The 12784-nt window shown below is 45.9% G+C and carries 13 protein-coding genes and 1 riboswitch; of the genes, 12 read left to right on the top strand and 1 reads right to left on the bottom strand.

What is annotated here, in order from left to right:
- Positions 1–8 precede the first annotated feature (8 nt).
- From ULO1_RS04320 to ULO1_RS04265, 12 genes are all read left to right on the top strand, one after another.
- Positions 9–1109, top strand: a complete 1101-nt coding sequence (locus ULO1_RS04320) for a D-alanyl-D-alanine carboxypeptidase family protein (RefSeq protein ID WP_159446826.1) — start codon at positions 9–11, stop codon at positions 1107–1109.
- Positions 1110–1148: 39 nt separating this feature from the next.
- Positions 1149–1841, top strand: coding sequence for a polysaccharide deacetylase family protein (locus ULO1_RS04315; protein ID WP_079933041.1), 693 nt, complete (start codon positions 1149–1151; stop codon positions 1839–1841).
- A 66-nt stretch (positions 1842–1907) separates the two neighbouring features.
- Complete coding sequence (locus tag ULO1_RS04310; RefSeq protein ID WP_078665235.1) at positions 1908–3161, top strand: pitrilysin family protein; 1254 nt, start codon at positions 1908–1910, stop codon at positions 3159–3161.
- The gene (gene dut, locus ULO1_RS04305; protein WP_200803473.1) at positions 3149–3598 is read left to right on the top strand and encodes a dUTP diphosphatase; all 450 of its coding nucleotides are present in this window, start codon (positions 3149–3151) and stop codon (positions 3596–3598) included. The genes ULO1_RS04310 and dut overlap by 13 nt, the downstream gene beginning before the upstream one ends.
- Before the next feature lie 52 nt (positions 3599–3650).
- The gene (locus ULO1_RS04300) at positions 3651–3920 is read left to right on the top strand and encodes a YlmC/YmxH family sporulation protein (RefSeq protein WP_078665233.1); all 270 of its coding nucleotides are present in this window, start codon (positions 3651–3653) and stop codon (positions 3918–3920) included.
- A gap of 69 nt (positions 3921–3989) precedes the next feature.
- A riboswitch (Lysine riboswitch) is annotated at positions 3990–4175 on the top strand.
- Between the two features lie 107 nt (positions 4176–4282).
- Positions 4283–5062, top strand: a complete 780-nt coding sequence (dapB, locus tag ULO1_RS04295) for a 4-hydroxy-tetrahydrodipicolinate reductase (protein ID WP_078665232.1) — start codon at positions 4283–4285, stop codon at positions 5060–5062.
- Positions 5063–5146: 84 nt separating this feature from the next.
- Positions 5147–6055 (top strand): dipicolinate synthase subunit DpsA, encoded by a 909-nt coding sequence (gene dpsA / locus ULO1_RS04290; protein ID WP_079906376.1) that lies wholly within the window; start codon positions 5147–5149, stop codon positions 6053–6055.
- A 1-nt stretch (position 6056) separates the two neighbouring features.
- The gene (locus ULO1_RS04285) at positions 6057–6647 is read left to right on the top strand and encodes a dipicolinate synthase subunit B (RefSeq protein ID WP_079906377.1); all 591 of its coding nucleotides are present in this window, start codon (positions 6057–6059) and stop codon (positions 6645–6647) included.
- Between the two features lie 23 nt (positions 6648–6670).
- Positions 6671–7681, top strand: coding sequence for an aspartate-semialdehyde dehydrogenase (locus ULO1_RS04280; protein WP_079906378.1), 1011 nt, complete (start codon positions 6671–6673; stop codon positions 7679–7681).
- Positions 7682–7695: 14 nt separating this feature from the next.
- A complete protein-coding gene (dapG, locus tag ULO1_RS04275) occupies positions 7696–8916 on the top strand; it encodes an aspartate kinase (protein ID WP_078665228.1) in 1221 nt (406 codons plus the stop codon).
- Positions 8917–8933: 17 nt separating this feature from the next.
- Positions 8934–9794 (top strand): 4-hydroxy-tetrahydrodipicolinate synthase, encoded by an 861-nt coding sequence (gene dapA / locus ULO1_RS04270; RefSeq protein WP_078665227.1) that lies wholly within the window; start codon positions 8934–8936, stop codon positions 9792–9794.
- A 174-nt stretch (positions 9795–9968) separates the two neighbouring features.
- The gene (locus ULO1_RS04265; RefSeq protein ID WP_078665226.1) at positions 9969–11636 is read left to right on the top strand and encodes a ribonuclease J; all 1668 of its coding nucleotides are present in this window, start codon (positions 9969–9971) and stop codon (positions 11634–11636) included.
- A 78-nt stretch (positions 11637–11714) separates the two neighbouring features.
- On the opposite strand, the gene ULO1_RS04260 is transcribed toward ULO1_RS04265, so the two are convergent.
- The coding region (locus ULO1_RS04260) for a CARDB domain-containing protein (protein WP_200806930.1) at positions 11715–12784 on the bottom strand (1070 nt) is incomplete at its 5' end.

Raw genomic sequence — 12784 nt, 5'->3', positions numbered from 1 at the left:
GGATAAAAATGATTAGAAAAGTCATGTTTAGTTTGTGTTTAATATTGTTCTTAGCGGTGGAAAGTGCTAATGCTGCTCAATCCCTCCAGCTCAAAGCTGCCCAGGCCGTTCTCTATGACATGGATACAGGCTTGATAATCTGGGAAAAAAAGATGAATAAGCAAGCTCATCCCGCCAGCTTGACTAAGATAGCAACTGTCCTGACAGGATTGAGATTTGGCGACCATAAGAAAGTGGTGATTGTATCACAGAAAGCTGGAAATTTAAATACTGGCTCTATCATTGGGCTAAAGAGTGAAGATGAAATCAAATTTGAAGATTTATTGAAAGCGGCCATGATCGTTTCTGCCAATGATGCTACCATAGCGATTGCAGAAGCTACAGCCGGTGACCTGGAGCTGTTTTTACAACTAATGAATGGCACTGCTTATGGTTTTGGGCTTGCTAGTACCAGTTTTACCAACACCCATGGCTTGTCAGTAGCTAATCATCGCATATCCCCTTATGATCTGGCGGTTTGGTCAGCGATGGCAATGCGTAATCCTGAATTTAAAGCCCTGGCAGGAATGAAAGAGGCAGAAATCATGATAAAGCGTAAAGGAGAGGAAAAAAAGCTGACCTTACGCAATACCAACCGCTTACTTTTTAGTGACCAGGGAATTTATGGTATAAAAACCGGTACCACTAGCCTGGCTGGCAAATGTCTGGCTGGGGCGTGGGACGCCCATGGTCATCATTTTATTGGGATCGTGCTAAATAGTTCTGAACGCTGGGGTGACATGTTGAAACTAAAGAGATTTACTGAAGAAAGGTGTACAAAGGAGATTATTGTAGATTTTGACCAAGACTGGCAAAGAGTGCGCCTGGGCGGCAATAGGCCGCTAGAATTTGTTGTAATCAGTAAAAAAAGAATAGAAGTGGTGTTGCCTGCCTCCGAAAAAAATCAGATTATAAAAAGAGTATATATCAATCCTAATATTAAGTTACCGGTTAAGGCTCAACAACCAGTAGGAAAAGCGGAGTTCTGGTTTGGAAACCAGTTCATTGGCCGGATTGAGCTTTATCCTGATCGCGATATAATTACGAACTTCTGGCATCGTAAACAGTAAAGAATAATAAAATAGAATGGAGGGAGGCGAAAACTGGGAATGAAAAAAAAACTATTCTTTTTTTCACTGATTTTGCTTATCTTTTTGGTAACTATATTTTATAACAGAGAAGCAGCGCAACCAGTAATTGCCAAAGGGCTGGTTGAATCAGGACCAAGTGATAAAAAGGCGGTAGCTATAATGTGTAATGTAGCCTGGGGGGAGGAATATTTACCGCCTTTATTAAAGGTACTTAAAGACAAAAATGTTAAGATTACTTTTTTTGTGGAAGGGCAATGGGCCCAGAAAAATGGCGACCTGGTAAGAGAAATTGTGGCCTATGGCCATGAGGTGGAAAACCATGGTTTTCGTCATGTTTATCCTACCCGTTTGGGTCGGAGACAACTAATTGAAGATATAACCCGGACTGCGGAAATCCTTCGGGGACTGACGGGAAAACCAACGGTTTATTACCACCCCCCTTATCGTGACTTTAATGATTTTGTTATCAGCACTGCCTATGAAACAGGCCATATTACTGTAATCAATAACATCGATACCATCGACTGGCAAAAACCGGCACCAGAAGTAATTTTACAACGGGTAAAGCGTAAACTGCGTAATGGTGGAATAATACTCATTCACCCTACAGCTCCAACAGTTTTAGCGTTACCTTCCTTAATTAACCAGATCCGACAGGAAGGTTATGAGATTGAATTAATTGGAAAATTATTAACAAATATGTCGTCATAAGCAGGAATTTGCTCGATCGTGTTGAATTTTTTAGAGGTAATTTTGTGGGTTCAGGGAGGATATAGAATGATCGAAAAAATTGTTTTGCCCAATGGTGTACGGATTGTTTATGAACACTTACCCTGGGTAAAATCCGTCTCCATTGGCATTTGGGTTAAAGCTGGTTCTGTATCAGAAAATGAACAAAATAACGGTATTTCTCATTTTATTGAACACATGATGTTTAAAGGAACAACCCAGCGTAGTGCTAAAGCATTGGCAGAAGCTCTTGATGCTGTTGGCGGACAACTAAATGCCTTTACTTCCAAGGAATATACCTGCTATTATGCTAAAGTACTGGATGAATACATTGATATCGCAATTGATGTTCTGACCGATATGTTTTTCAATTCCCTTTTTGCCACAGATGCTATTGATAAAGAACGGAATGTAATTCTGGAAGAAATTAAAATGTATGAAGATACTCCCGATGATATTGTGCATGACTTGCTTTCCCGAGCGCTTTTCAGCGGACATGCTTTGGGTCGTCCGATCATTGGTACAACAGAAATCATAAATAACATCAGACGGGAAGATATTTTGACCTATTTAGAACAAACCTATCGTCCTGAAAACACTGTGATAGCTATTGCCGGTTCTTTTGAGCCAGAATATGTAAAGAATCGTTTTACCCAGTTGTTTGTTAACTGGCAGCGGGAAAATGCCCTAACCGTTACCAGCCAAAACACTTTTGAACAGCAACCTGTACTGGTTAAAACCAAGGATATTGAACAGGTACATATCTGCCTGGGCAGTTATGGTCTGGCAGCAGGAGATCCCGATATTTATGGGCTGCACTGTCTTAATAGTTTACTAGGGGGTGGGATCAGTTCCCGCTTGTTTCAGAGCATAAGGGAAGAACGAGGCTTGGCTTATTCGGTATATTCCTATACCAGTAATTATATGGATACGGGCATACTGGGGATTTATGCCGGCTTGACCATGAATAATATCCCTCAAGTCTTAACTTTAATTAAAGAGAATTTCGAGCAAATGTTAAATGATTTAAATGAGGAGGAGCTCCATCGGACCAAACAGCAAATTAAAGGAAATTTTGTCCTCGGTCTGGAGTCAGCCAGCAGTCGCATGTCCAGGCTGGGTAAGCTGGAACTTACCCTGGGGAGGATTACACCAATAGAGGAAGTACTGGCCAAAATAGACCAGGTTACTGTGGAACAGGTAAAACAGCTGGGTACAAAATTCTGGTACCAGCAGGGGTGGTCATTGGCAGCAATCGGACCGAAAGGTACCCAAGAGGTGATTGAATCTTGGCACAAATAAAAGTCCCCCTGAAAAAAGTTACGGATTTACCACTAGATGTGGTCCCGGTTTATATGACAGAAGGGAGCGCCGGGGCTGATTTAATTGCAGCTATTCCGGCACCTGTTATTTTGGAACCGGGCCAGTACAGGTTAATAGATACCGGGATTGCCATTGCTTTACCCCCCGGTTATGAAGCTCAGGTCCGGCCCAGGAGTGGCCTGGCTGCCAAACATGGTATCACCTGCTTAAATACCCCTGGTACCATCGATGCTGATTATCGAGGTGAGATAAAAGTTATTTTGATCAATCACGGCCAACAGCCTTTTACCATCCAGCCGGGAGAGCGAATAGCCCAGCTGGTAATTGCCCCAGTAGTTCAAGGCCAATGGGTTATAACCGATGAATTGCCTCAAACGGAGCGAGGCACGGGAGGATTTGGTCATACCGGCAGATAAAGCATAATTTTGTCCCCTGTTGGATATATTTAATTCCAAAGGGGGAGTGATTATGCGCTTGAGTGAGTTAATTGGCAAAGAAGTAATAAATATCCTGGATGGCGCCAGATTGGGCACCATCGGCGAGTCTGATGTGGTCATCGACCCCAGAACCGGGCAGATAGAATCCATTATTTTACCTAATCGGGGTGGTATGCTGGGGTTTTGGATGGACAAACAATATCTGATTATACCATGGCCGGCGATAAAAAAAATAGGCAGTGAAGTGGTAATTGTAGAACTGGATAATACTTATCCCAACTATCAGAAATACGCCTATTAACCAGCCTTGCCAGAGGAGAAAAATTATGCTAATATATAAATTAAAAAATATCATCCTCATCTCGACGAGGGATGAGTCAGAGGTCGCGGGATTCATGAGTAACCTGACGGAGAGGGCAGAACTCGAGGAGGTCAGGGGAAAGGGGAGACCGCCGAAGTGACAATAGATCTGCGCTATTGTTGCTGGGACCGGGCAGAAGATGTCCGGGACTGTCATTAGGAAATCCCCGTTTCCTAATGGAGCACTGACTCATTTGGGGGACAGAGGTGAGTATTTCTTTTAACTCTGCTCATAGGGAATTGGGCGACTACTGAGAGAAATACTCAGCAGTCGCTTTTTTATTAAGCAGGAGGAGGGATTAGATGATTAAGGTTATAGTTAATGGTGCATTAGGTAAAATGGGCCAGGAAGTCATCAAAGCTGTAAATAGTGCTTCGGACTTGCTTTTAGTGGGAGCAGTAGATGTACGCGGTAATAAGGAAAAAATTGCAATTACAGATTTATATGTAAGCAATGATTTGGCCGAAACTATTCGGTCCACTGGAGCTGATGTAGTGGTCGATTTTACCAGCCCGGAAAATGTGATGGGTAACATACATACCATTTTAGCCAATGGGGCTAAAGCAGTAGTAGGGACGACTGGTATTTCCCAGCAGGACCTGGAAGAGATTAAGCGCTGGTGTCAGCAATATCAAACTGCCTGCCTGGTAGCTCCGAATTTTGCCTTAGGTGCTATCCTGATGATGGAATTTGCCCGAAAAGCTGCCCAGTACTTTCCCGATGTAGAGATAATTGAATTACATCATGATCAAAAACTGGATGCTCCCTCGGGCACAGCCATCAAGACAGCGGAAGCCATTATGACTGTCAGGGGCGAAAAAGCTCAGGGTCACCCGGAGGAAAAAGAAACCATTCCTGCTAGCCGTGGTGGCAATTTTGGTGGGATTAGAATTCATTCCGTACGATTACCAGGGTATGTCGCTCATCAGGAAGTTATTTTTGGCGGTTTAGGCCAGACCCTCACCATTCGCCATGATTCCATCAGCCGGGAGTCCTTTATGCCCGGGGTATTGCTGGGTATTCGCCAGATTTATCATACCCAGGGCTTAATATACGGTTTGGATAACTTTTTGGAACTCTAACAGGCACGCCTTCTCCCTGAGCACCATATACTACAACTACCATGAGAGTATATTGGGATTTAGGCTCAGGGAGGGAGGGAAAAAATGACGCCTGTATTAAACGGGGTAACCATAGCCGTAGTTGGTGGGGACCAGAGGCAGATTATTCTGGTGAATGCCCTGGCGGAAATGGGGGCGATTTTAAAAGTCATCGGGGTTCCCAATCTTAAATCTGGACCTAAGATTATTCAAGCTGCCAGCATCCACGAGGCTCTGAAAGACGCAGATGTGCTGTTATTGCCGGTACCAGGAATTGGAGATGGCGGCAGAGTTTACGCTCCCCATTTATCTGTTCCTTTAATTTTAACGGAGGAGACGCTTGCCCATTTGCCATTACGGGCCCCAATCCTGGTGGGAGTGATTAAAAAGGCTTTAAAACAACTGGTAGCACGCACTGGTCACCGGGTTATCGAGTATATGGAACTAGATGATGTTGCTATTTACAATTCTATTCCTTCTGCTGAAGGGGCTATCCAGATGGCAATGGAAGCCTTACCGATCACTATCCATGGCTCTAATGCCCTGGTTATCGGTTTTGGCAGGACTGGCATTACTCTGGCTCGCATGCTCAAAGGCATTGGGGCGCATACCTATGTGGCAGCCAGAAAACAAAAAGACCTGGCAAGAATTTATGAATGCGGGTATGTTCCCGTAGCCTTTGCTGAGATCGACAGAGTATTACCTGGTATGAATATTATCTTCAACACAGTCCCAGCTCTGGTGCTGGACAGGGAAAAATTAAAAAAAGTTCGCCCGGACGCATATATTCTGGATTTGGCCTCCCATCCCGGCGGGGTTGATTTTGAAACTGCTGCCGGACTCGGCATAAAAGCCGTACTGGCTCCGGGGCTCCCCGGCAAGGTGGCACCGGTGACAGCGGCCCAAATCCTGGTTGAGGTGATTCCCAAAATCATTATGCAGGAACTTGGATTGACTAAAAAGGGGGATGCCTGATATGCGTCTCATGGGTAAAAAAATCGGGTTTGCTATCACCGGCTCCTTTTGCACCTTTGCTGCCGTAGAACCGATACTGGACCAGCTAGCTCAGGAGGGTGCCGAGATCACTCTGATTATGTCCAAAGCGGCATACCAGACGGATACCAAGTTCGGCAAGGCAGAAGATTGGCTGAATCGCTTTTCTAAATATTGTAGCGGTCCTGTAATAAACGAAATAGTCACAGCAGAGCCCATCGGTCCTGGCAAGCTGTTAGACCTGATAGTGATCGCTCCCTGTACCGGCAATACTATCGCCAAGTTGGCCAATGGCATTACCGACGGCCCGGTATTGATGGCTACTAAAGCTCATTTGCGCAATGGCCGCCCGGTGGTCATTGCAGTTTCGACCAATGATGGACTGGGTATGAATGCTAAAAATATCGGATTGCTATTAAACAGCAAAAATATCTATCTGGTGCCTTTCTGTCAGGATAACCCCTGGCAAAAACCCAACTCACTGGTGGCTAAAATGGAACTTATTCCTGATACCGTTATAGAGGCATTAAACGGACGCCAAATCCAGCCTGTTTTGTTAGGACCACCGAAATAACAGAGAGAGATGGAGGGATGAACGTGAAAAAATTGAATGTAGCTGTAGTAGGTGCCACTGGCGCAGTAGGACAGGAGATTCTAAAAGTGCTGGCGGAAAGAGAATTTCCCATCAATGGCCTGAAATTACTGGCATCCCAGCGTTCTGCAGGTAAGGAAATTCAATATCAGGGAAAAAACTATATCGTAGAGGAGACTACCCATGAATCCTTTCAAGGGGTGGATATAGCGCTGTTTGCTGGCGGCTCTGCCAGTAAGGAATTTGCCCGTTCCGCGGCCAAAGCTGGTTGTGTAGTTATTGATAATTCCAGTGCCTTTCGGCTGGAACCTGACGTACCCCTGGTAGTGCCAGAGGTCAATCCCGAAGATGTAAAATGGCACAAAGGTATTATTGCCAACCCCAATTGTTCCACCATTCAAATGGTGGTGGCATTGAATCCGCTGCATCAAGCTGCTAAAATTAAGAGGGTTGTTGTTTCTACTTACCAGGCAGTTTCTGGTGCCGGAATTGAGGCCATTGAAGAACTAACCAAACAAACTCAGGCTGTACTGGCGGGGGAAGAGTATCCGCCCCAGGTGTTTCCCTATCCAATCGCATTTAACCTGATTCCTCACATCGATGTCTTTGAAGACATGGATTATACCAAAGAAGAGTGGAAAATGGTACGGGAAACCAAGAAAATTCTGCATGATGACAATATTGCTGTTACAGCTACGACTGTACGGGTTCCTGTTTATCGCAGCCATTCCGAATCAATTAATATTGAGACCGAGCGGAAGCTGACTGCGGCTGAAGCCAGGGAAATACTGCGCAATAGCGCTGGTATTATTGTGGTTGATAATGTCCAGGAAAAACAGTACCCAATGCCACTTTTCACTTCCAATAGGGATGAAGTTTTTGTCGGCAGGATCCGGGAGGATAATTCCCTTGCCAATGGTTTAAATCTCTGGGTAGTTGCCGACCAGCTGCGTAAAGGGGCAGCAACAAATGCGGTGCAAATAGCGGAACTCCTGGTCAAATATAATTGTATTTGACGAGGTGCGAATTTATGAAGATTATTGTCCAGAAGTTTGGTGGGACATCGGTAGCAAATGAGCAGACCAGAGAAAAAGTACTGGAAAAAATTATTGGTGCGGTGCGACAGGGATACCTGCCGGTAGTAGTCGTTTCAGCCATGGGCCGGCGGGGTGATCCTTATGCTACCGACACCCTTCTGGATCTGGTTCGTAAAACTAACCCTAAAGTGCCACGGCGGGAATTGGATTTACTGGCTGTCTGTGGAGAGATAATTTCCGGGGTTGTTTTAGTGGCAGGCTTATTGGAGCGAGGGCTGGCAGCTTCTTTTCTGACTGGCTGGCAGGCGGGGATAATTACCGATGACCATTTTGGTGATGCCCGCATTCTGCGGGTAGAACCCAAAAGAATTCGGCAGTTGCTGGAACGCAATATAATCCCTGTAGTAGCAGGTTTTCAAGGCATGACTGAAGCAGGTGAGATCACCACTCTGGGCCGGGGCGGCAGTGATACTACTGCTTCTGCCCTGGGGGTGGCCCTGAATGCCGAATATATTGACATTTATACTGATGTTGACGGCATTATGACTGCTGACCCGCGCATAGTAGATAAAGCCAAACTGCTGGATGTGGTTACATTCAATGAAATTTGCCAGCTGGCCCAGGAAGGAGCCAAAGTGATCCATCCCCGGGCCGTGGAAATTGCTATGCAAAAAAACATCCCAATCTGGGTTAAAAATACTTTTTCCGAACATCCGGGGACACTGGTAACTGGTAACCAGGAGGCTCAGGGCAATAATGGTGTTAAACGAGAGCGAATGATTACCGGGATAGCTCATATTGCTGGAATTACCCAGGTTAAAGTTGTCCTTGCTCAGGAAAACGGCATCACTGAACAATACAAAATCTTCCATGCCATGGCGGAAGCTGGCATCAGTGTGGATTTCATAAATGCTGATCCGCAAATGGTAGCTTTTACTGTAAAAGATGACCTGGCGGAAAAAGCATATAGCATCTTAGCTAATTTAGGTTATCAAGTTTATCTCACCCCTGGATGCGCTAAAGTAGCTGTGGTAGGTGCTGGTATGACTGGCATTCCCGGGGTAATGGCTGCAATTGCCCGCGCCCTTTATCGAGAACAGATCAATATCCTGCAATCCGCTGATTCCTATACCTCCATCTGGGTACTGGTCAAAAATCAGGATATGGAAAGGGCAATACGGGCCTTGCATACTGAGTTTTATTTGGACCAATAAGAAGGGAGGAAACATTAATGGATTTTGGCAGGTTAATAACCGCCATGATTACTCCTTTTACAGAAAATGATGAAGTAAACTACTCTGAGGCTCAGAAGATAGCCCAGTACCTAGTCGATAACGGCAGTGATGGAATAGTTGTGACTGGGACCACTGGTGAATCCCCTACGCTTACTAAAGAAGAAAAGATTAAGCTTTATGCGGCGGTAAAGGAGGCGGTGGGCAATAAAGCCCGGGTTATTGCTGGAACCGGTTCCTATAATACCAAAGAATCTATAGCTCTGACCAAAGAAGCAGAAAAACTGGGTGTAGATGGGGTAATGCTGGTAGTTCCCTACTATAATAAGCCCTGTCAAAACGGGTTAAAAGCTCACTTCCGGGCAGTAGCAGAATCCACTGGGTTACCCATTATGCTCTATAATATTCCGGGCAGAACAGGAATCAATCTATTGCCGGAGACGGTGGCAGAACTGGCTCAGGTGTCCAATATTGTGGCTATTAAAGAGGCTTCCGGCAACCTGGATCAGGTAAGTCAGTTGCTACGTCTGGTTCCGGCAAACTTCCGTGTCTATAGCGGTGATGATAGTCTGACTTTACCCATGTTAAGCCTGGGCTGTTATGGAGTAGTTAGTGTAGCGGCTCATATTGTAGGCCTGCAGATGAAAAAAATGATTGAAAGCTATCTTGCTGGCAATATCGAAACTGCTGCCAGCTTGCATCGGGAACTGATACCTGTTTTTAAGGGGTTGTTTATTACTACCAATCCAGTACCGGTAAAAACTGCGATGGCTCTTAAAGGTTTTCAGGTTGGCAGTGTACGCCTGCCTTTAGTCCCTGCTACTGAAGAAATAAAAGCAGCAATAGCAAAATTGCTATAACCGGGGTGCCCCGGATTTTTTTCTTTTCTTGGGGAATACTTGTAAATGAACTGGCTTTCCTGTATAATTGTTACGAAGTGGCAAGGGCGGCTTATATCCGGAATCACCTGAGGTAAAAGATTGCTTCTCCTGGCACAAAGATGGGCAGAGAAAGAAAAGTCAGGAGGTGTATCCATGGCTGCGGCCAAGGGTAAAATTACATTAATTCCCCTGGGTGGTCTGGGGGAAATTGGCAAAAACATGATGGTAGTAAAGTATGAGGATAACATTCTGGTTATTGATGCAGGTTTGATGTTTCCTGAAGATGATATGCCTGGTATTGATTTTGTGATTCCGGATATCACCTATCTGTTGGAAAATAAGGAAATGGTCAGGGGGATAGTCCTCACCCACGGACATGAGGACCATATCGGCGCTTTACCCTATGTCTTGAAACAACTGAATGTGCCGGTTTATGGGACCAGATTGACTTTAGGGCTTTTGCAGGGAAAGTTGAGAGAGGCGGGGATTTTAGGGCAGTGCAAGTTAGTGGCAGTAAAACCCAGAGACAGTGTGACCATCGGACCTTTTAAAGTGGAGTTTATCCGGGTCAGCCACAGCATACCTGATGCGGTAGCAATAGCGGTCAGAACTCCGTTAGGTGTGATTGTGCATACCGGGGACTTCAAGTTTGACCAAACTCCTGTTGATGGGGAAGTAACCGATTTTCATAAATTCGCTGAGCTTGGCGATCAGGGAGTTCTGGTTTTACTGGCAGATAGTACCAATGCGGAACGCCCTGGCTATACCATGTCTGAGCGGACAGTAGGTTTGACTTTCGATGAAACCTTTCAGAATGCCAAAAACCGGATAATTGTTGCCACTTTTGCTTCCAATGTTCATCGTCTGCAGCAAGTAATTAATGCGGCGCACAAATATGGCAGAAAAGTTGCTGTTTCAGGGCGGAGTATGGTCAATGTTGTTAATATTGCCACAGAGCTGGGGTATTTGACTTATCCGGAAGATATCATGATTGATCTGGATGATATCAACGACTATCCTGCCAATGAGGTTGTGATTTTGACCACTGGTAGCCAGGGTGAACCTATGTCTGCTCTTACCCGCATGGCTAATGCAGACCATCGTCAAGTGGAAATTTTACCAGGTGATACGGTAATTATTTCAGCTACTCCCATCCCTGGAAATGAGCGCATGGTTTCCCGTGTAATCAATAGCCTGTTTAAACAAGGGGCGGAAGTAATTTACGAAAAGTTCTCCGGTATCCACGTTTCCGGGCACCCTAGCCAGGAGGAGCTAAAACTGATGCTCAACCTGGTTAGGCCTAAGTTTTTCGTCCCGGTACATGGGGAATATCGCCATTTGATTAAACACGCCCAGCTGGCAAAAGAAATGGGAATGGATGAAGCCAATATCTTTGTGGCTGAAAATGGTCAGGTGCTGGAGTTTACACGCAAAAGTGGACGGGTGGCAGGTCGCACCACTGCCGGTAAAGTACTGGTTGACGGCCTGGGTGTAGGCGATGTGGGAAATATTGTATTGCGGGATAGAAAACAGTTGGCCCAGGATGGGATTTTGATTGTAGTGGTGACAATGAACAAAGAGACCGGTGCCATTGTAGCAGGTCCAGATATTGTTTCACGAGGTTTCGTCTATGTCCGTGAGGCGGAAAAGCTAATGGAAGAAGCCAAAGAGAAGGTGAAGATCGCGATTGAGAAGACCCAGGTCAGAGGGAATGCTGATTGGGCTTCGATCAAAGCCGGAATTAGAGACAGCATCGGTAAATATCTTTATGAAAAGACCAGGAGAAGACCCATGATTTTGCCCATCATCATGGAAGTATGAACAAAGCCGATTTTGCCTTTTTTAAGACAAGAAAAAGGTCCTTTGCATGTAATGCAAGGGACCTCTTTTGATTTTTTTTCAATATGTCAATCTGCTCTTAATTCCTTCCAGTATACTGCCCTTAATCACCACTTTTATCACCGTGCGGGCCGAAAGGTTACCATTATCCCCCGCCCCGCCAGCGATAATGGTAACCGGATAAAGTCCATCCGGTAAATAGGGATCAGTGAAATGGATGCGAGCTCTGTTTTTCGACCGGGGATTAACAGGCAACTGCCAGGTGTTAGCCGGTGTCCCGGCCGGATTTGTCGGTTCCAGCAGCACCTGCTGTCCATCAGGAAAGCGGGCCTGTACATATTTTGCTCCCGGACAGGGCCGACTTCGTCTAACTTTCTTTTCTACAACACTGCCATCAGGCTGCTGTTCATAAACAGTTTCTTCCCAGGTATAAGGGGTGGTGGCCGTTTCCACCACCAGGGCAAATACCTGTCCGGCTTTGATCTGGGCCGGTTCCGCCCTGCCGCTGACGGTCAGCTGGCCCTGTTCTTCCCTCACTTCCTGACGAACCTGGATGGCCTTGCTCAAACTGTTGTCCTGATAGTTTTTCTCCTTAACCTGACGATCAGGATTAATCCGGGCTGTCAGGTTAAAGGAACCAGTAGTGTCCGGTGCCTTGATGGCAAAGCTGACTGCCTTCTTTTCCTTCGCTACCAGGGTTACAGGCAATAATGCTACCTGACGCTGGTTAAGGGTCAGTTTCAGTGTTGTCGATAACGGGCGGCTACCCTGATTCTCTACCTGTACTGTCCCCTGGTAGCTCTGTCCGGGACTGATGGGAGACGGGTAAGATAAGCTGAGCATTCTAAGGTTAACCAGGGAACCATTGAGCTTTAAGCTGGTGGTATTATCGGCATAGGTGGTTTCTACAAAAGGCTGGTTCTGGTTGAGCCAGTGGGCCTGACGGTCCCCGTTGACGATGGCGGTCAGGGTGTAGCTATCCTTTTCCGGCAGATTAGCCGGAGCCTGCCAGTGGATTTCCACCTCCACGGTCCGACCCCGTTCCTGCCAGGGCCTGCCATCACCGGGGCTCATGGTCAGGTTCTGGCTGGCCACCGTCTGACCGTCCAGCTTTAGTTCCAGTTTTGTAG

This window comes from Carboxydocella sp. ULO1 (assembly GCF_002049255.1).
Classification (GTDB): Bacteria; Bacillota.
This window is presented reverse-complemented; position numbering and strand designations above follow the sequence as displayed.

Excerpts from the sequence above, each read along its gene's own strand:
- ULO1_RS04320 (WP_159446826.1), top strand. The coding sequence starts at position 9 with ATGATTAGAAAAGTCATGTTTAGTTTGTGTTTAATATTGTTCTTAGCG.
- ULO1_RS04315 (WP_079933041.1), top strand. The coding sequence starts at position 1,149 with ATGAAAAAAAAACTATTCTTTTTTTCACTGATTTTGCTTATCTTTTTG.
- ULO1_RS04310 (WP_078665235.1), top strand. The coding sequence starts at position 1,908 with ATGATCGAAAAAATTGTTTTGCCCAATGGTGTACGGATTGTTTATGAA.
- ULO1_RS04300 (WP_078665233.1), top strand. The coding sequence starts at position 3,651 with ATGCGCTTGAGTGAGTTAATTGGCAAAGAAGTAATAAATATCCTGGAT.
- dapB (WP_078665232.1), top strand. The coding sequence starts at position 4,283 with ATGATTAAGGTTATAGTTAATGGTGCATTAGGTAAAATGGGCCAGGAA.
- dpsA (WP_079906376.1), top strand. The coding sequence starts at position 5,147 with ATGACGCCTGTATTAAACGGGGTAACCATAGCCGTAGTTGGTGGGGAC.
- ULO1_RS04285 (WP_079906377.1), top strand. The coding sequence starts at position 6,057 with ATGCGTCTCATGGGTAAAAAAATCGGGTTTGCTATCACCGGCTCCTTT.
- dapG (WP_078665228.1), top strand. The coding sequence starts at position 7,696 with ATGAAGATTATTGTCCAGAAGTTTGGTGGGACATCGGTAGCAAATGAG.
- dapA (WP_078665227.1), top strand. The coding sequence starts at position 8,934 with ATGGATTTTGGCAGGTTAATAACCGCCATGATTACTCCTTTTACAGAA.
- ULO1_RS04265 (WP_078665226.1), top strand. The coding sequence starts at position 9,969 with ATGGCTGCGGCCAAGGGTAAAATTACATTAATTCCCCTGGGTGGTCTG.